At 74.4% G+C, this 17,737-nt stretch carries 18 protein-coding genes and 1 riboswitch; of the genes, 8 read left to right on the top strand and 10 right to left on the bottom strand.

All coding sequences use genetic code 11. The features are described from left to right. The first annotated feature begins 154 nt into the window (after window positions 1-154). Window positions 155-586 (top strand): hypothetical protein, encoded by a 432-nt coding sequence (locus GBN72_RS23820; RefSeq protein WP_151773939.1) that lies wholly within the window; start codon window positions 155-157, stop codon window positions 584-586. A 105-nt stretch (window positions 587-691) separates the two neighbouring features. Here GBN72_RS23820 and GBN72_RS23815 read toward each other — a convergent pair whose 3' ends face one another. The 5 genes from GBN72_RS23815 to GBN72_RS23795 form a co-directional block, all read right to left on the bottom strand. Next, window positions 692-2,971: an FUSC family protein gene (locus GBN72_RS23815; protein WP_151773938.1), complete on the bottom strand. Its 2,280-nt coding sequence runs from the start codon at window positions 2,969-2,971 to the stop codon at window positions 692-694. Continuing rightward, window positions 2,968-4,344 carry an NAD(P)/FAD-dependent oxidoreductase gene (locus GBN72_RS23810; protein WP_151773937.1) on the bottom strand — a complete coding sequence of 459 codons (1,377 nt, stop codon included), beginning with the start codon at window positions 4,342-4,344 and terminating at the stop codon, window positions 2,968-2,970. The genes GBN72_RS23815 and GBN72_RS23810 overlap by 4 nt, the downstream gene beginning before the upstream one ends. A 152-nt stretch (window positions 4,345-4,496) precedes the next feature. Beyond that, window positions 4,497-4,949 carry a DUF6098 family protein gene (locus GBN72_RS23805; protein WP_151773936.1) on the bottom strand — a complete coding sequence of 151 codons (453 nt, stop codon included), beginning with the start codon at window positions 4,947-4,949 and terminating at the stop codon, window positions 4,497-4,499. Window positions 4,950-5,088: 139 nt separating this feature from the next. Continuing rightward, window positions 5,089-6,762, bottom strand: coding sequence for an FAD-binding dehydrogenase (locus GBN72_RS23800; RefSeq protein WP_151773935.1), 1,674 nt, complete (start codon window positions 6,760-6,762; stop codon window positions 5,089-5,091). Between the two features lie 133 nt (window positions 6,763-6,895). Next, window positions 6,896-7,780 (bottom strand): universal stress protein, encoded by an 885-nt coding sequence (locus tag GBN72_RS23795; RefSeq protein WP_151773934.1) that lies wholly within the window; start codon window positions 7,778-7,780, stop codon window positions 6,896-6,898. A gap of 131 nt (window positions 7,781-7,911) precedes the next feature. Between GBN72_RS23795 and GBN72_RS23790 the strand changes: the two genes are divergently transcribed. Beyond that, the gene (locus GBN72_RS23790) at window positions 7,912-8,532 is read left to right on the top strand and encodes a DUF7691 family protein (RefSeq protein ID WP_151773933.1); all 621 of its coding nucleotides are present in this window, start codon (window positions 7,912-7,914) and stop codon (window positions 8,530-8,532) included. 63 nt (window positions 8,533-8,595) lie between these two features. Here GBN72_RS23790 and GBN72_RS23785 read toward each other — a convergent pair whose 3' ends face one another. Beyond that, the gene (locus GBN72_RS23785; RefSeq protein ID WP_151773932.1) at window positions 8,596-9,969 is read right to left on the bottom strand and encodes an alkaline phosphatase PhoX; all 1,374 of its coding nucleotides are present in this window, start codon (window positions 9,967-9,969) and stop codon (window positions 8,596-8,598) included. A gap of 276 nt (window positions 9,970-10,245) precedes the next feature. Continuing rightward, a riboswitch (guanidine-III (ykkC-III) riboswitch) is annotated at window positions 10,246-10,309 on the top strand. 33 nt (window positions 10,310-10,342) lie between these two features. On the opposite strand from GBN72_RS23785, the gene GBN72_RS23780 reads away from it, so the two are divergent. Continuing rightward, window positions 10,343-10,660 (top strand): DMT family transporter, encoded by a 318-nt coding sequence (locus GBN72_RS23780; RefSeq protein ID WP_151773931.1) that lies wholly within the window; start codon window positions 10,343-10,345, stop codon window positions 10,658-10,660. 29 nt (window positions 10,661-10,689) lie between these two features. On the opposite strand, the gene GBN72_RS23775 is transcribed toward GBN72_RS23780, so the two are convergent. Both GBN72_RS23775 and GBN72_RS23770 read right to left on the bottom strand, forming a co-directional pair. Continuing rightward, window positions 10,690-11,469, bottom strand: coding sequence for an ABC transporter permease (locus tag GBN72_RS23775; protein ID WP_151773930.1), 780 nt, complete (start codon window positions 11,467-11,469; stop codon window positions 10,690-10,692). A gap of 2 nt (window positions 11,470-11,471) precedes the next feature. Beyond that, window positions 11,472-12,413, bottom strand: a complete 942-nt coding sequence (locus tag GBN72_RS23770) for an ATP-binding cassette domain-containing protein (protein ID WP_151773929.1) — start codon at window positions 12,411-12,413, stop codon at window positions 11,472-11,474. 106 nt (window positions 12,414-12,519) lie between these two features. On the opposite strand from GBN72_RS23770, the gene GBN72_RS23765 reads away from it, so the two are divergent. Both GBN72_RS23765 and GBN72_RS23760 read left to right on the top strand, forming a co-directional pair. Further along, complete coding sequence (locus GBN72_RS23765; protein WP_151773928.1) at window positions 12,520-13,746, top strand: sensor histidine kinase; 1,227 nt, start codon at window positions 12,520-12,522, stop codon at window positions 13,744-13,746. 34 nt (window positions 13,747-13,780) lie between these two features. Continuing rightward, on the top strand, window positions 13,781-14,443 hold the full coding sequence (locus GBN72_RS23760) for a response regulator (RefSeq protein ID WP_151773927.1): 663 nt from the start codon (window positions 13,781-13,783) through the stop codon (window positions 14,441-14,443). 23 nt (window positions 14,444-14,466) lie between these two features. Here the strand turns inward: GBN72_RS23760 and GBN72_RS23755 are convergent, their stop codons facing one another. Continuing rightward, window positions 14,467-14,670, bottom strand: coding sequence for a type II toxin-antitoxin system VapB family antitoxin (locus tag GBN72_RS23755; protein WP_151773926.1), 204 nt, complete (start codon window positions 14,668-14,670; stop codon window positions 14,467-14,469). Between the two features lie 48 nt (window positions 14,671-14,718). Next, on the bottom strand, window positions 14,719-15,426 hold the full coding sequence (locus GBN72_RS23750) for a carbon-nitrogen hydrolase family protein (protein WP_151773925.1): 708 nt from the start codon (window positions 15,424-15,426) through the stop codon (window positions 14,719-14,721). A 119-nt stretch (window positions 15,427-15,545) separates the two neighbouring features. Between GBN72_RS23750 and GBN72_RS23745 the strand changes: the two genes are divergently transcribed. The 3 genes from GBN72_RS23745 to GBN72_RS23735 all read left to right on the top strand — a co-directional run bounded on the left by GBN72_RS23745 (window position 15,546) and on the right by GBN72_RS23735 (window position 17,638). Further along, window positions 15,546-16,295: a hypothetical protein gene (locus GBN72_RS23745; protein ID WP_151773924.1), complete on the top strand. Its 750-nt coding sequence runs from the start codon at window positions 15,546-15,548 to the stop codon at window positions 16,293-16,295. 99 nt (window positions 16,296-16,394) lie between these two features. Then, entirely contained in the window at window positions 16,395-16,802 is a 408-nt protein-coding gene (locus GBN72_RS23740) for a RidA family protein (protein ID WP_246212816.1), read from the top strand. After that, the gene (locus GBN72_RS23735) at window positions 16,799-17,638 is read left to right on the top strand and encodes an aldo/keto reductase (protein WP_281371859.1); all 840 of its coding nucleotides are present in this window, start codon (window positions 16,799-16,801) and stop codon (window positions 17,636-17,638) included. The genes GBN72_RS23740 and GBN72_RS23735 overlap by 4 nt, the downstream gene beginning before the upstream one ends. Window positions 17,639-17,737 lie beyond the last annotated feature (99 nt).

The raw sequence follows: 17,737 nt of genomic DNA, 5'->3' as shown, positions 1-17,737 counted from the left end.
GAAAAAGACCCCGACCGGACGGGGGAGACCGGTCGGGGCCGCACAGGGTACGACGAGTACGCGTCGTATGTATGAAGCTTAAACCACCTTGACCCCTTCGGGCGAATCCGCCGCCGAGATGTGATCGCCGTCGCACTCGGGGAACCCGGGGCCGATGAGCGAACCGCATCTGCCGGACGGCGAACCGGTCGAGCTCTACCTCGACCTGCTGCGTCTCCGCCTGAGTCCCGAGGAATACGACCTCCTGCTCCGTCTGGTCCGGCCCGCGCTGCGGGCGCTCGGTGAGGACGTCGACCTGGCCGATCTCGGCCCGGACGGCGACTGCCCCGACGAGGGCCCGGTGCCGCAGGAGATCCGCGACGAGGCCGCCCTGGTGATCGCGGCAGCGGTCACCGGCCGTCTCGACAACGTCCTGATCGAACTCGACTACGAGGACACCGGTCCCATCCGGGTCGTCACCGATGCGGCCAGCGCCGCCGACCCGGACCGCCGCCGCGAGATCGCGGACTCCCTGTTGCGCCGTCGGCGCGAGGACGAGGAGCTGCGCGGCATCGCCGAGGTGAGCGACCTGCCCACCGACTTCTGAGCGGCGTGACCACCGCACCGGGCCCCGGCCGCACGCCGGGGCCCGGTTGCGTGCAACCGCCGGGGCCCCGTTGCGTGCCGCCCCCGCGGACCGGGTCCCGGTGCCTCACGCCGTCTTGTGGTCCTGCCTCGCCCGGGACCGCAGGGGGACCTGCAACGGGCGCGCGAGGCCGGTGACGGCGTCGTCCAGCCGCCCGAGGTGCCGCAGCACCCGGTCGGTGACGCGGCCGTAGCGCGGGGAGGCGTAGGAGCCCGGCTCGAGCAGCGAGGCGATGCTGGCGCCGGACTCCAGCTCGCCCGCGTCCTTGCGTTCCTCGACGTGCGCGGCGATCGTCTCGATGTTGCGCACGATCCGCTCCCCCGCCCCGGCCAGCCTCGGGTCCGCCGCGATGGCCGTCTGGCTCGGCAGCAGCTCGGCCGTCGCCGCCAGCGACCGCGCATGGTAGGCGCAGGTCTCCAGCTGGGCCACCACGTACCGGGCGGTGTTCCGCCGGCCCCGCATCGGGGTGATCGGGTGGGTGAGCGGCTGGGTCGACGAGCGCAGGTCGCCCAGCGCCTCGTCGAGCTCGCGGGCCTGGTCCAGCAGGTCGGCCGGGGGCCCGCCGCTGAGCTGGTGGACGGCGGACCGGGTCACGTCGGCGAGCCGCTCCAGCACCGTCACCAGGAGTTCGTCGGTGCGGCGCGCGGTGCGCACCGGCAGGATCAGGACCGCGGCGGCCAGTCCGCAGGCGGCCCCCAGCGCGGTCTCCCCCAGGCGCAGCACCAGCACGTCGAAGCTGTAGGTGTTGAGCAGCGTGTACAGCAGCCCGAGCATCGCCGTGACGAAGAACGACATCAGCGTGTAGGACAGGCGCGCCAGGTAGTGCGTGAGGAAGACCAGGACCAGCACCAGGGCGAAGGCGAGCTCCACCCGCTGCCCCACCAGGCCGGCCAGCACGATGCCGGCCACGACGCCGAGCATGGTGCCCAGCAGACGGCGGTACGCCTTGACCAGGATCTCGCCCGTGGAGCTGGTGTTGACGAAGACGATCCAGCAGGCGAGGACGGCCCAGTACCAGCGTTCCTGTGAGAGCAGGTCGCCGCCGGCGATGGCGAGGACCGAGCCGACGGTGACCTGGACGGCGGTCCGGGTGGTGGGGCGGTCGAGGCCGGTCCGTTCCGCTTCCCGCTCGTCCTCCACGGTCTCGGCGCCGGCGATGGCGGCGTCCTCAGCCTCGATCTCCTCACGGGAGCGGGCGGTCTCCGGGCTGTCGTCGGTCTCGTCGGCGGGACTCCCGCCCAGCGCGATCCGCAGTCCCATCACGGCGCGGGCCGCCTCGCCGACGCCCCGGAAGACGTCGCGGACGGCGGCGGACGCCTGGGCGGGGAGTTTGTCGTCGTCGCGGTAGCCGAGGAGGCGGTTGCGCACCTGGTTGAGCCCGGTGCTCCGGTGCTCTCCGGTGGAGCGCAGCACCAGGGTGCGCAGGGCCCGCAGGTCGCGGTGGAGGGCTTCGACCGCGCGGTCGCGGACGGGCTGCAGGCCGCTCTCCGGCAGGACGGCGCCCGGCAGGTGCAGGGTGAGGGTGTCGGCGCGTTCGGCGCTGCGCGCGGTGAGGATGAGCAGGCCGAGCCGTTCGGCGGCGATCTCGGCGTCCGCGATGCGGCGCTGCACGAGGGAGGCGGCCCGGTCGTCGGGGGTTCCCTCGGTGAGCCGGCCCTGGATCATCATGGCCGTCTCGTGGAGCCGGGCGGTGCGGCCGCGGACGTGGTCGAGGGCCTTCTCGATCTGGTCGGGTCCGGCGTCCAGCAGGTCGATCTGGGCGCTCACCAGCTGGGCGAAGCGGGCCCGGAACGCGGCACGGAGCCGTCCGAGGACCTGTTCCGGACCGGCCTGGACGACGCCGAACCGGATCAGCGCGCTGCAGGCGAAGCCGGCGCCGACGGGCCAGTACAGGCCGACCAGGCCGTCGGTGCCGACGCCCAGGAACTGGGAGAGGAAGTACGACTGGAAGGCGATCATGCCGAGGGCGAAGCCCCGGTCGCCGAAGCGGCGGCAGTAGACCGCGCCGAAGATCAGCACGACGAAGACGGCCACACCGACGAAGGTCCCGCTGAGCAGGGTCCCCAGGGTCAGCGCCAGCCAGGCGACGGGCAGGCCCGCCGTCAGGCTCAGGGCCTGCCCCCGCCACTCCTTCTCGCGGACCGCGAAGGTGGCCACCATGGCGGCCATCGCGCCGGCGACCAGTTGCTCCACCTGGGCGCCGAACACGCCGACCACGCCCAGGGTGAGGGCGAGCGAGCTGACCGTGCGCAGCCCCGCCGTCAGCCGCAGCAGTCCCGGGTCGGACGCGGCGACCCGGTCGCGGAAGGCCGCCCAGCCCGCTCGCGCCCGTGCCGCCCCCGTCACGCCTCGCGCAGCTTGTGACGCTCGACGCGCTCCCGGATCTGCTCCGGCGACAGGTAGGCGTCGGTGTACTCGAAGTCCTTCAGGGTGGCGGGCTTGCGCGCCTGGAAGCCGGTGCGCACGAAGTCGTCGCCGGCCACCGCGTTGAGCGCCCAGTTGGTCGCCACCCGGGCCTTGGCGACGCCGGTGCGCAGCGCCATCCAGTGGTAGCCGCGGGCGACGGCCAGGGCGGGCAGGCCCTTCAGCTCGACGCCGAGCGGCTTGGAGACCGCGTCGAGGCCGCCCAGGTCGACGACCAGGCCGAGGTCCTTGTGGACGTAGGGCCGCAGCGGCTGGTTGCGGATCCTGGCGATGACGTTGTCGGCGACGACCTTGCCCTGCCGCATGGCGTGCTGGGCGGTGGGCGGGCAGACCGCGCCCTCGTCGCCCTTGGCGAGGTCCGGCACGGCGGCGGCGTCGCCCAGGGCGAAGACCTCCGGGCAGCCGGGCGCCTTCATCTCCGCGTCGACGACCATCCGTCCCCGGGAGGTCTCGCAGCCGAGGGTGGCCATCAGCGGGCTGGCGGCCACGCCGGCGGTCCAGATCAGGGTGTGGCTGGGGACCACGCGACCGTCGGTGAACGTGACCTCGGTGGGCGCCGCCTTGGCCACCGATACGCCGAGGGAGACCTCGATGCCGCGCCTGCGCAGGATGCCCAGCGCGGTCTCGCCGAGCTTCTCGCCCAGCTCGGGCATCAGCCTCGGAGCGATGTCGATCAGGTGCCACTTGATCAGGCCGGGGTCCAGCCGCGGGTAGCGCTTGACCGCGTTGTGGGTGAGCCGCTGCAGGCAGGCGGCGGTCTCGGTGCCCGCGTATCCGCCGCCCACGACGACGAACTGGAGCCGGGCGGCCCGCTCCGCCGGGTCCTGGCTGGCGTCGGCGAGATCGAGCTGCTGGATGACGTGGTCGCGGACGTAGGCGGCCTCGGCGAGCGTCTTCATGCCCCGGGCGTTGTCGGTCAGCCCGGGGATGTCGAAGGTGCGGGTGACGCTGCCGGGGGTGAGCACCAGGATGTCGTACGGCTCGTCGATCAGCTCGTCGGTGACCGTACGGATGACGCAGACCTTCGCCTTGCTGTCGACTCCGATGGCGCCGCCGGGGATGATGCGGGTGCGGTAGCGGCTGCTGCGCCGCAGCGACACCGCGATCGACTGGGGGGTCAGCACTCCGGAGGCCACCTGGGGAAGCAGCGGCAGGTAGAGCTGGTAGGAGAAGGGCGCCACCAGGGTCACGTCCGCCTCGTCGGGCCCGAGTTTCCTCTCGAGGCGGCGGACGCACTCCACTCCCGCGAAGCCCGCGCCCACCACCAGGATCCTGGGTCGTGTCACGATGGCCACCTTTCTGCGGCTCCTGGTCGGCTGATCGGCCGTGCCCGTACGTCACGGCATCGTCGGAACGACACGGTCCGGATGCCCCCGAAGGACCCTTTGATCCCACCGCGTTCCGGGATCTTTCGCCACTCGGGACCGGTCCGGGTGGCGCCGTGGACTCACCGGCCGCGTTTCAGCGGGCCCCACTCCTCGCGGTGGCGGGCCACCTCGGCGCGGGACGCCTCGATCACCTCGTCGCCCACCCAGCACAGCGGTTCGACGTCCACGACCAGCGGTTCGTTGTCCGGGCCGCGGCCCGCCTCGGTGCCCTTGAGGACCCAGGGGCGGACCTGCGGGCCCTTCTCCCGGGGGAGGTGCTCGTAGTCGTAGACCCTCCGTGCCGCCCAGAGGAGGAGCGGGCGGTCCTCCCACCACCTCTCCACGTCCAGCGGGTTGGCGGAGAGCCCGGGCATGGGGATGCCTGTGAGGTCGTCCTTGCTGGACGACCTCGCCGCATCGACGTCCGGCCCCTTCGACCAGCGCAGGTAGAGCCCGTCGTGCCGCTCGAGGAGTGCCGCGAGCGCGTCGAGCGTGTGCAGGACGGGCAGGCCGTCCCGTTCGGCGGATTCCACGCGTGATCACCTCCCGGTCGAACTCCGGGGTACCCGGCGGCCGCGCGTGGAATCCCTCCTTCCGGCTGGTCGGGCCGTACCGGGGGCAGGCAGCCGTGACTGGGGCCAGGCCGTGCCGCGGGTCAGGCCACGGCGCGGGTCAGGCCACGGCGCGGGCGGCCGCGCGGCCGGCGGCGCGGCCGGAGAACAGGCAGCCGCCGAGGAAGGTCCCCTCCAGGGCGTTGTACCCGTGGACGCCGCCTCCGCCGAAGCCGGCTACCTCGCCGGCCGCGTAGAGGCCCTCGACGGGGGTGCCGTCCGGGCCGAGGGCGCGCGAGTCCAGGTCCGTCTGGATGCCGCCGAGCGTCTTGCGGGTGAGGACGTGCAGCTTGACGCCGATCAGCGGTCCGGCCCCGGGGTCGAGGACACGGTGCGGGGTGGCCACCCGGCCGAGCCGGTCGCCGAGGTAGCGCCGGGCGTTGTGGATGCCCTGGATCTGGGCGTCCTTGCTGTACGGGTTGGCCAGCTGGCGGTCGCGCTCCTCGATCTGCCGGCGGACCTCGGCCGCGTCGAGCAGCGGCTTGTCGGTGAGGGCGTTCATCTTCCCGACGAGTTCCTCGACGGTGTCCGCGACCACGAAGTCGGCTCCGTGCCGCTTGAACGCCTCGACCGGCGCGGGGGCGCCCTTGCCGAGGATGCGCTCCCGGAGGAAGGCCTTGCGGTCCTTGGCGGTGATGTCGGGGTTCTGCTCGGAGCCGGAGAGCGCGAACTCCTTCTCGATCATCTTCTGGGTGAGGACGAACCACGAGTGGTCGTACGCGGCGATGTCCTCGGTGGTGCGCAGGTGGCGCAGCGTGCCCAGGGTGTCGTAGCCGGGGAGGCAGGGCGCGGGCAGGCGGCGGCCGAGCGCGTCCAGCCAGACCGACGACGGGCCGGGCAGGATGCGGATGCCGTGGCCCGCCCATATCGGGTCCCAGTTGCGCACGCCCTCGGTGTAGTGCCACATGCGGTCGCGGTTGACCAGCCGCGCCCCGGCGCTCTCGGTGATGCCCAGCATCCTGCCGTCCACGTACGCGGGGACCCCGGTGACCATGCTCGACGGTGCGGTGCCGAGCCGCTCGGGCCAGTACCGGCGGACGATGTCGTGGTCGGCGCCGATGCCGCCGCTGGTCACCACCACGGCCTGGGCGGTGAGTTCGAACTCGCCGACCGCGTCGCGGTTGGAGGCGACGCCGCGCGGGGAGTCGTCGTCGGCGAGCAGCGTGCCGCGCACCCCGCGGACGGCGCCCCGCTCCACGACGAGCTCGTCGACCCGGTGCCGGTGGCGGAAGGACAGCAGCCCGTCCTGGAAGGCCTGCTGGGCGTACCGGACGAAGGGCGCGACGACGCCGGTGCCGGTGCCCCAGGCGACGTGGAAGCGCGGGACCGAGTTCCCGTGGCCGCCCGCCGTCAGGTCGCCGCGCTCGGCCCAGCCGACGGTCGGCAGGAAGGTGATGCCGTGGCCGTCGAGCCAGGAACGCTTCTCCCCCGCCGCCCATTCGACGTAGGCGCGGGCCCAGCGGACGGCCCAGGCGTCCTCGTCGTCGGTGCGGTCGAAGGCGGCGCTGCCCTGCCAGTCGCTCCACGCCAGTTCGAAGGAGTCCTTGACGCGCAGCCGCCGCTGCTCCGGGGAGTCGACCAGGAAGAGACCGCCGAAGGACCAGAACGCCTGGCCGCCGAGGTTGGCGGGGTTCTCCTGGTCCAGCAGCAGGACCCGCCGCCCCTGGCGGGTGATCTCATGGGCGGCGACCAGGCCCGCCAGGCCGGCTCCGACGACGATGACGTCCGCGTCCATGACGGTGTCCCCTCTGATCAGCTCTTGCTCGGTTCTGCGGCCCCCGCGCCAGATCCGCGGGGCCGGCCGCGCGCCCGCCGAGCGGTGCGGTGGGCGCGCGGCAATCTAACCCGTGACCTGCGCCGCGGGGAACCTATGCGGCGGGCGCCGGGGGGACGACGGCCACCGGGCAGGCGGCGTGGTGGACCATCGCGTCGGCCACCGAGCCGAGCCGGCTGCCGATCGCGGAGCGGTGGGCGCGGCGCCCGACGACCATCAGGCGGGCCCCGCCGGACAGCGACAGCAGCACCTCCCCGGCGCTGCCCATCTCCACCTGCTCCGTCACCCGGACGCCGGGGAACCGCTCCCGCCAGGGCGCCAGGGCGGCGGCCAGTGCCTTGCGCTCGAACGGCACCGGGCCGCCGGCCTCGTCCAGCAGCTGGAGCGAGCCGGGGCTGTAGGCGAAGACCGGGGGCAGCGACCAGGCGCGCACCGCGCGCAGCGGGGCGCCGGCCGCGGCGGCCGTCTCGAAGGCGAAGCGCAGCGTCTCGGCGCTGTCCTCCGGCTCGCCGTGCTGTCCGACGACGACCTCACCGGCCGCCTCGGGCCCGTCCTTGACGTCCGCGCGGACCAGGACCACCGGGAGGCTCGCCCCGCCGATCACCTGCCGGCCGACGGAGCCGAGCAGGAAGCCGAGCAGGATGCCCCGTCCGCGGGAGCCGAGGACCAGCATGCCGGCGCCGTCGGCGCACTGCGCGAGGCCTTCCGCCGCCTCGCCCCGCAGGATGTGGGTGCGCACGTCCAGCCCCGGGTGGCGCTCGGTCAGGCCGCGGACGGAGTCCTCCACGCCCTGCCGGACCCAGCGCTCCTGCTCCTGTGTGGTGCCGCTGCGCTCCTCCGCGCCGCTCACCCGGCGCGGCTCCCAGACGTGGGCCACCCGCAGCCCGGCCCCGCGCCGGCCGGCCTCGAGGGCCGCCCATTCCAGCGCCGCCAGGCTCTCCGGGGTTCCGTCCACTCCTACGGCGATCGGACGGGTCATCAGCTGCCTCCCTGCTCACGGCCGGTGGCCGCGGTCGTGTCATGACTCAGTCGCACGGGACCAGTCTGGACCACGCGGTTGCGGGTACCGCGGCGCGTCCCGGTGTCGGTGGGGCTCGGTAGCCTTCGGCCATGAGTTCCTCCCTGAACGTGTACCTGCTCGAAGTGGCCGCCACCCGCGCGCTGGTGGGATCGAAGGACGAGCAGTTGCTGGAAGTCGTCCGCGACCGGTTCGGGGACGCCCTCGACCGCGACGACCGGTGGTTCGCGCACGCCATCGAGGAGGGCGCGCCCACGGCCTTCGAGGCGCTGCGCGCGGTGGTGCACGGCGGCCCGTTCAGCCGGAACGAGGACCACGGGTTCCGGTACGGCTACGCCTACGAGCGGCTGTGCGGACTCACGGGGGTCCCCCTGGACAACGGCTGCTTCACCCCGCACCGGGGCGACTGGCTCACGGTGGTCGACAACGGGCTGAAGACCCTGGGCGTCACCGCCGTCTCGGTCGAGGAGTTCGGTTTCGGCGGGCTCCCCGCGCCGCTGCCCCGGGCGGACACCCCGGACTACGGCGAATGGACGCCCGGGGCGATCGCGGAGGCGCTGGAGCAGTTCGAGGCCACCCGGCGTGAGGTGGACGCCTCCGGCGAGGCGCCGCCGCTGGAGCCGGAGGTGGCGGACGCCGTCATGCAGTGCGTCGGGTGGATGCGGCGCGCGGCGGCGCGGCCCGGCTTCGGGGTCGTCGGCTTCCGGTTCTGAGGACCGGCGTCCCCGGCCTCCGGCGCACGGGGCGGCCCGCGGCGGGCGGGCCGCCCCCACGCGCTACCTCCGCCAGGGACCCGTGACGGCGAAGGTGGTGCCCGGGTCGTAGCAGTTGACGTACATGGTCCCGCCGTCGGGCGAGAAGGCGACGCCGGCGAACTCGCCCCATTCCGGGGCCTCTTCGGTGCCGATGTTCTGGGCGTTGCGGGCCAGGGTGTAGACCTCGCCGCGGCGGGTGACCCCGTGGACGTGCTGGGCGCCGCTGCCGTCCTCGCAGACCATCAGCGAGCCCCCGGGTGCCAGGCAGATGTTGTCCGGGGACTCGCCCGGCAGCTGGACGTCCGAGCCGGGGCCGAAGACGATCACCAGGGTGAGGCGGCGGGCACCGGGGTCGTAGCGCCAGACCTGGCCGTGGTGGTCGGCACCGGATCCCTCGCCGGTGCGGGCGTAGGAGGAGACGAAGTAGACGGAGCGCCCGCCCCAGTAGCAGCCCTCGAGTTTCTGCCCCCGGGTGACGCCGCCCGGGCCGTAGTCCTGGAGACGGGTCGGAGTCCGGGCGGCCAGCGGGTCGGGAACGTCCACCCACCGCACGCCGCCGAAGCTCGCGCCGGGTTCGTCGACGACGGACAGGTCGGGCAGGTCCGGCACCCGCATCGCCTGGAGCCGTCCGCCCGCGCGGAGCGAACCCAGGCGGCCCTCCGGCCGGTCGGGCAGGAAGCGGTAGAACAGGCCGAAGGGGGCGACGAAGGCGTCCTCGGTCTCGTAGACGAGGCCGTGGACGGGGTCGACGGCGACCGCCTCGTGCTGGAACCGGCCCATCGCGGTGAGCGGCACCGCGCCGCTGCGCCGGGGGTCGGCGGGGTCGACCTCGAAGATGAAGCCGTGGTCCTTGGCGTAGCCGGCGACTCCGGCCTTGTCCTCGGTCTCCTCGCAGGTCAGCCAGGTGCCCCAAGGGGTGGGTCCTCCGCTGCAGTTGACCGCGGTGCCCGCGACGGCCACGCGTTCGTCGACGACCGCGCCGTCGGGGCCGTCCAGGGTGATCAGGGTGCAGCCGCCCTTGGCCGCGGGGTCATAGGTGAGCCCCTCGACGGTGGGGACGCCGAGCGCGGCGGTCGTGCGGTTCTCGTGGTTGCGGACGAGGTGGACGCGGCCCTTCCTGCCGGGCAGCGCGGTCATGCCGTCGCAGTGGGAGGGCACCTGTCCCTCGCCGGAGCGGAGGGCCTCGCCCTCGCGGGAGAGCACCCGGTAGCTGAAACCTTTCGGCAGGTCGAGCAGGCCGTGGGGGTCGGGCGTCAGCGGACCGTATCCCGCCTCGGTGAGCGGCAGCGCGGAGGCGGCGGACACGGAGAAGAGCTCCGCGACGGCCCCGGAGACCACGACGCCCGCTCCGAGTGCACCGGAGCGGGCGATCATCTGACGTCGTGTTGCGGACATGGGCGACCTTCCTGCTGGCGGACAGGAGTGTGATCAGCCGTGTGTACCACGTCACACGGGCGCTCGGGAACCACGCCCGCATCACCGCCGGGAGCCGGTTCCCCGGCCGTTCCCGCCCGTCGGGCGCCCGGCCCGGCGGGCTGCGGCGCAGGTCGGGCCCGGTTCCCCGAGGGCGTGCGGGAGCGGCCCGCCGGCGCTTCGGGCCCTCGCCGGGTGCCGCCCCTCACCCCCGGAAGCGGGCCCCGGCACCGGCCGGTCCGGGCGTGTTAGCCTCGGACGTGGTCGCCCGGCGCGGCCCCGGACGAGCGCGTCGTACCCGGTGAGGACAAGACGGCGTACCGACTGCCGTCTCTTCCGAAGGGGTTCCGCCGCCATGTCGGCCTGGCTCGTACTGATCGTGTCCGGACTGCTCGAAACCGTCTGGGCCGTCGCCCTGAACGCCTCGCGGGGTTTCACCCGCCTGGTTCCCACCCTGCTCTTCGCCGCCGCCCTCGTGCTCAGCATGGGCGGGCTGGCCTACGCGATGCGCTCGATCCCGATCGGCACCGGTTACGCGGTCTGGGTCGGCATCGGGGCCGTCGGCACGGCTCTCTACGGGATGCTCTTCCTGCACGAGCCCGCCACCGCCGCCCGTCTGATCTGCCTGGCCCTGATCGTGGGCGGGGTGGTCGGGCTGAAGTTCCTGCACTGAGGTCCGGCGGCCGCCGCCGGGACGGCCGGTCAGGCGTCCCGGCGGCGCATCGCCCACCAGCCGACGGCCAGCGCGGCGGCCGCCCACAGGGCGGTCACGGCGAGCCCTTCCCAGGGCCCGAGCGGTCCCGGCGAGGTCTCCCGGAAGAAGTGGCTGCCGGCCCGGTCGGGCAGGTAGGCGCCGATCCCTCCGGCCCCGTCGCCGAGCACGAACGACCCCACCAGGACGAACGGGACCAGGACGCTCAGCGCGCCGACGGCGCTGCGCAGCAGGAAGGTGAGGCCGGCGGCGAACAGCGTCATCAGCACCAGGTAGACCGCTCCGCCGACGCAGGCCTGCAGCACTCCCGGGTGGCCGAGCCCGATGGCGTACTCGCCGAGGAAGGCCTGGCCGACCAGGAAGGCCGCGAAGGTGGTCGGGACGGACACCAGCAGGGCGGTGACCGCGATCACCGCGGTCTTGCAGCAGTAGAGCAGTCCGCGGCGCGGCACGGCCGCCAGGGAGACGCGCAGGGCGCCCTCGCGGTACTCCGAGGACACCGCGGTGGCCCCGTAGGCGAGGGCCGCCACCTGGGCGAAGTTCATCGTGTAGAAGGCCTCCTTCACCCGGTTCCCCCCGTTCGCCGCCTCCGACTCGCCGATGGTGGCGTAGGCCAGGACGGTGAGGGCCGTGGTGACGAGCAGGATCGCCAGCAGCGAGCCCCAGCTCGCCCGCACCGACCGGATCTTGATCCACTCGGAGCGGAGCACGGGTACGAAGGGCGCGGCGGGTACTACGGCCGCGGCGGCCGCGGCAGTTGCGGGGGACATGGTCAGACCTCCTGGGACGTGGTGACGGTGCGCGGGGACGCGGCGGTGAACTCGGCGGCCTCGGCGGTGAGCGAGAGGTAGGCGTCCTCCAGCGACACGCGGAGGTCGGTGAGCTCGAGGACGGGGATGCCCTCCCGGGCGCTCACCGCGCCCACCTCCTCGGCCGTGGCGCCGTCGACCAGCCACCGGCCGCCCTCGCCCTCCCGCATCCGGTGGCCCTTGAGGGCCATGCTCGCCCGCAGGCGCACCGGATCGCTGGTGCGGACCTGGACGCACGGGGTGGAGTTGGCGTCGATGAACTCGGCCGTCCCGACGTCGGCGAGCAGCCGTCCGCGGCCCAGCACCACCAGGTGGTCGGCGACCGCGGAGGTCTCGTTCATCAGGTGGCTGGACATCAGCACCGTGCGCCCTTCCCCGGCGAGCCTGCGCAGCAGCTGCCGCATCCACACGAAGCCCTCGGGGTCGAGTCCGTTGGCCGGCTCGTCCAGCATCAGCACCGGCGGGTCGCCGAGCAGCGCGGCGGCGACGCCGAGGCGCTGGCGCATGCCGAGCGAGAAGGTCCTCACCCGGCGCCGGGCCACCGGGGCGAGCCCCGCCTCCTCCAGCACCTCGTCGACCCGGGCGGCCGGGATCCTGTTGCTCGCCGCCAGGAAGCGCAGGTGGTCGCGGGCGGTGCGGGAGGGATGGGCCGCGTGGGCGTCCAGCAGGGCGCCGACGGTGCGCAGCGGGGTGTCCAGGGTGGTGCAGTCCCGGCCGCCGACGGTGGCGGTGCCGGAGGTGGGCCGGTCGAGGCCGAGGACCAGCCGCATGGTGGTGGACTTGCCGGCGCCGTTGGGGCCGAGGAAGCCGGTGACCCGGCCGGGCTCGACGGTGCAGGTGAGGTGGTCCACCGCGCGGGTTCCGCCGTACTCCTTGGTGAGTGCCGTGAGCTCGATCTTCGTCATGTCCACAGCCTGTCGGAGCCGGGCGGCCGGGACATCCCTTGGCCGAGGGGTTCGTCTCCCCCGCGCGGGGGAGGGCCGCCCCCGGCGGCTCTGGCAGCATGACCGGGTGCCTCGCCTCCTCACGCCGCTGACCCGCGCCGTCACCTACACCAGATGGCTGCACCTGGTGGTCACGGTGATCCTGCCGCTCGTCATGGCCATGGTCTTCCCGGGGCTGACGGACGCCTCCCCCGCCGAGTGGCTGCTGATCGCCGTCCAGCCCGTGCCGCTGCTGGTGCTGCTCGCCGTCCTGGTCCCGGCCGCGCGCACGGCCGAGGGGCTGCAGGCCCGGCTGATGCTCTTCCCGGGCGCGCACGCCAGGGACGGGGCGGGCGCGCCGGGCGACGACCACGGCGTCTCCGCCGCCCCGTCCGCCTCGTGGAACGACCGGCTGCGCACCGGGGTCTGGCTGGTGCTGCGGCTGGAGGTGGGCTGCGCCGTCGCGGCGGTCTCCAATCTGATGGCCGGTCTCTGTCTGGCCCTGATCGGCGCGGCCTTCGGCGACCCGGGCGTCTCCGCCGCCTACCCGCTGCCCGGCACCGGCTGGTGGTACGGGCTGCTGGCGGTGGCGGACCTGGCGGTGCTGCTCGCCTTCGTCACGGTCGTCGGCGTGCTGATGGCGCGGGCCGCCTCGGCGCTGCTGGGGCCGTCGGCCAAGGAGCGCCTCGCCCGTCTGGAGGAGCGGACCGAGCGGCTGCTGGAACGCAACCGGATGGCCCGGGAGCTGCACGACTCCATCGGGCACGCCCTGACCCTCGCGGTGGTGCAGGCGGGCGCGGCGCGGGCGGCGGGCGACCCGCGCTTCACCGAGCAGGCGCTCGAAGCCATCGAGGACACCGGACGGGCCGCGCTCGAGGACCTGGAAAGGGTACTGGTGGTGCTGCGCGACCCCGCCCGGCCCGCCGGGGCCCGGCCGGACCTGAGGGAGGCCGACCGGCTGCTGGAGTCGGCGCGGTCCTCCGGCGCCCGGGTCGACGCCGAGCTGTCGGGGCCGCTGGAGAAGGTGCCGGGTCCAATCTCCCGGGAGGGCTACCGCATGCTCCAGGAGGCGCTCACCAACGCGGTGCGTCACGCCGGTCCGCTGCCGGTGGGCGTGCGGATCGGCGTGGAGGACGCCCGGCTGCGGATCGAGGTGCGCAACCCGCTCCCCGAGGCGGGGAGGGAGACCGGGCTGCGCGGCGGGGGGACCGGTGTGCGGGGGATCCGCGAGCGGGCCGCCCTGCTCGGCGGAGAGGCCTCCGCCGGTCCGGAGGAGGGGATCTGGCGGCTGCGCGTGGACCTGCCGCTCGGCTGACCCGCCCCGTTCACCCCTGGTCTAGGCTGTGCCGATGCCCCTCACCGTTCTCCTGGTCGACGACGAACCGCTGGTGCGCGTCGGTCTTCGCGCCGTGCTGGAGGCGCAGCCCGGCATCTCGGTGGCCGGGGAGGCCGCCGACGGGGCGGCCGTCGTCCCGCTGGTGCGACAGCTGCGTCCGGACGTCGTGATGATGGACGTGCGGATGCCGCTGATGGACGGCATCGAGGCCACCCGTGCGGTGCTGCGGACCGTCGCGGACCCGCCGAAGATCCTGGTGGTCACCACCTTCGAGAACGACGAGTACGTGTACGGCGCGCTGCGGGCCGGCGCCGACGGGTTCCTGCTCAAGCGGGCCCGGCCCGCCGAGATCGTGAACGCGGTGCGGCTGGTGGCGGAGGGCGACTCGCTGCTGTTCCCCGCCGCGGTGCGGCAGCTGGCCGCCTCCTACGGTGAGACGCGCGGCAACGCCGGGGCCCGGGCCCGGCTGGAGCGCGCGGAGCTGACCGACCGGGAGGCGGAGGTGCTGCGGCTGGTGTCCCGCGGTCTGTCCAACGCGGAGATCGCCGAGCGGCTGGTCGTGGGCACCGAGACGGTGAAGTCCCACGTCAGCTCGGTGCTCGCCAAGCTGGGGGTGCGGGACCGCACGCAGGCGGTGATCGCCGCCTACGAGTCCGGGTTCGTCGCGCCGGGCTGAGGGGTGACCGGGGCCCGCGGCGGTCAGCCGCCCTGCGGGTCCTGCGGCTTGGCGTCGATCTCCCGCAGCCGCTGGTCCGTGAGCTCCGTGCGCGCCTCGGTGCGGTGGCCGCGGGCGATGTAGTCGCGGATCACGAGTTCGACGGCGTCCTGCGGCGAGTTGGTCCCGGAGAGGACCATCACCTCCACGACGAGCTCGGCGTCCAGGCTGATGCCGACCTTGGCCACGGTCCTCCCCCGTCCTGCCCGCCGGACGGCCGGGCGCTCCGGCGGACTTTAGCCGTTGCCGGGCGCGGGCATGACCGCCCGGGCGAAGTCGCCGGGGAGATCGCTCGCCTCGGCGACGAGGGAGCCGTCGGCCGCCCAGATGCCCGAGCGTCCCGAGGTGCGGTCGAAACCGCCGCCGGTGGGGCCGGCGAAGGCGGCGGTGGCGACCCAGACACCGTGGTCGGCGGCGGCCCTGCGGGCCCGCTCGCCGTGCACCTCGGCCTCGGTGTCGGAGTGCACCACGCCGGCCACGTAGCCGTCCATGCCGAGGGCGGCGGTGGCGGCCGCGTGCTCGGGCAGACCGGTGTCCCGGCAGACCGCGAGCCCCAGGCGCACTCCGTCCACCTCGATCACCGTCGGCTCGCCGGGACGGAAGTGGTCCGCCTCGGCGCCGTAAAGGTGCGTCTTGCCGTAGACCACGCGGGCGCCGTCACCGTCCACGGCGAGCACCCCGATGTGCGGTCCGGGGACGGGCGCGCCCACCAGGGCGAGCGATCCCGTCTCGGCGCAGGCGGCGACGATCGGGGCCAGCCGCTCGTCGTCGGGGGCGACCGGGGCGGCGTCCAGTTCGTAGCCGGTGAGGGACATCTCGGGGAACACCACCACCCGGGCGTCGGCGGCCCGTACCGCCTCGGCGTGGGCCAGGGCGTTGCCCGCCACGTCGTGGGCGGCGCAGCGGGGCTGCGCGACGGCGATGCTCAGTGGTCGGCCGGCCATGGGTTCCTCCGGAAGTCGTCGGCGCGATCATCATACGGCGTGCTGGAGCAAGGCCGACGCGCCCGGCGAACCGGGAGGTAACAGATATATCGGCATGGAGTCCCGCATAGAGTCCCGCCATGGGTCACTGGCTGTACCGGAACATCGTCGAGCCCGGCAAGCTCCCCCTGCTCCTCGCCCTCGCGTCCTTCCTCGTCACCTTCGCGGTCACCCGGCTGGTGACCCGGGCGATCCGTGCCGGGCGGGGGCCGTTCCGCAACGTGGAGAGCGGCGGCGTGCACGTCCACCACGTGGTGCCGGGAGTGGTACTCACCGTGGCGGGCGGCTTCGGCGCGGTGGCGAGCGGCACGCACGGCTTCGGCTCCTGGGCCGCCGCGGTCGTCTTCGGCGTGGGCGCGGGGCTGGTGCTGGACGAGTTCGCGCTGATCCTCCACCTGGCCGACGTCTACTGGTCGGAGGCGGGCCGCAAGAGCGTGGAGGTGGTGGTGATCACCGCCGCGCTGGCCGGGCTGCTGCTCGCCGGCTTCCTGCCCTTCGGGGTGGACGGCCTGAACGAGGACGCCCGGGAGGGCCGCGGGACCGTGGCGGTCACCGTCGTCGTCCATTTCCTCATCGTCCTGACCGCCCTGGCCAAGGGCAAGGCGCGGCTGGCCGTGTTCGGGCTGGTGGTCCCTTTCGTCGCCCTGGTCGGCGCCGTGCGTCTCGCCCGCCCCGGGTCCCCCTGGGCGCGCCGCCTCTACCGCGGCCGTCCGCGGGCCCTGGCCCGCGCCGAGCGGCGGGCGCTGCGGCACGACCGGCGGTGGTCGGGCCGGCTCCGCGCGGCGCAGGACTGGATCGGCGGCCGCCCCGACGACGAGGAGGGCAGGTGAAGCCGGGCGCGCGGCGGGCGGCGGAAACCGGGCGCGCGGCGCCACCCGCCTTTGTAGGGTGTGACGCCTGGTCACGGAGGTGACCGGGGAGGGGAACGCATGTCTGAGAAGGACACGATGCTCGAGCACCCGGCGGTCGACGGCCTGGCGCCCGGCAGCGGATACAGCCCGCTGGTCGTGGCGGAGGGCCGCCTGGTGGTGATCTCCGGTCAGGTCGCCCTGGACGCCGCGGGACGTGTGGTCGGCGAGGGGGACGTCACCGCGCAGGCGCATCAGGTCTTCGGCAACCTCGAGCGGTGCCTCAAGGCGGCCGGCGCCTCCTTCGCCGACGTGGTCAAGCTCGGCTTCTACGTCACCCGGATCGCCGACCTCCCCCAGGTACGGGTGGTCCGCGACACCTACATCGACGTCGCCCGCCCGCCGGCGAGCACGGCGGTGGAGGTGTCGGCGCTGATCCGTCCCGAACTCCTGCTGGAGGTCGAGGCGTACGCGGTGATCCCCTGGTGACCGCCGCGGACAGGGCGGACCGCGCGAGCGGGCTTCCGGTGGGCCGGGTGGGCTTCGGCGCCATGCGACTGCCCACGGCCCCGGGACCGGAGCGGGAACGGGCCCTCGGCGTCGCGCGCCGGGCCGCCGAACTCGGGGTGACGCTCGTCGACACGGCCTTCATGTACGGCTGGGGCGCCAACGAGGAGTTGCTGGCCGACGCCCTCCATCCCTATCCCGAGGGCCTGCTGATCGCCACCAAGGTCGGCATCGCGCGGTCCGACGGCCCCGAGGGATGGGCCCACGACGGCCGCCCCGGAAGTCTGCGCCGCCAGGCCGAACAGGCCCTGCGGAGACTGCGCCTGGACCGGATCGAACTGCTCCAGCTCCACCGGCTCGACCCCGCCGTGCCGGTCGCCGAACAGGTCGGGGCCCTCGGGGAGCTGCGCGCCGCGGGCCTGGTGCACCGCATCGGGCTCTCCGAGGTCACGGCGGAGCAGCTCACCGAGGCACGACGGACGGCCCCGGTCGCGAGCGTGCAGAACCGGTACAGCCTGTTCAGCCGTGACCACGAACGGGTGCTGGACGCCTGTGAGGCCGCGGACATCGCCTTCCTGCCGTGGCGTCCGGTCGCGGCGGGCGACTCCGCCGAGGTGGCGGCCGTGGCCGCGGAGACCGGCGCCACGCCGCAACAGGTGCTGCTGGCCTGGCTGCTGGCCCGTTCACCGGTGATGCTGCCGATCCCGGGCACGGCGTCGGCGGCGCACCTGGAGGAGAACGTCGCGGCGGGCGCCCTGCGTCTGACGTCCGGCCAGCGGGAGCGGCTGGAGCACGGGGCGCCCCCGGGCGGCCCGTAGCGCTCCGCCGCGTCGCGGGCCGGACCGCCCGGTGCCGGGCAGGTCCGCCCCGGCGCCGGGGCGGTCCGGCCGGGGGCACCGCCCCGGAGGCGCCCCGCC

The sequence above is a fragment of the Streptomyces abyssomicinicus genome, from assembly GCF_008974245.1.
GTDB lineage: Bacteria > Actinomycetota > Actinomycetes > Streptomycetales > Streptomycetaceae > Streptomyces > Streptomyces abyssomicinicus.
Note: the sequence above shows the minus strand (reverse complement) of the source record. Positions and strands in the feature narration are given on the sequence as shown.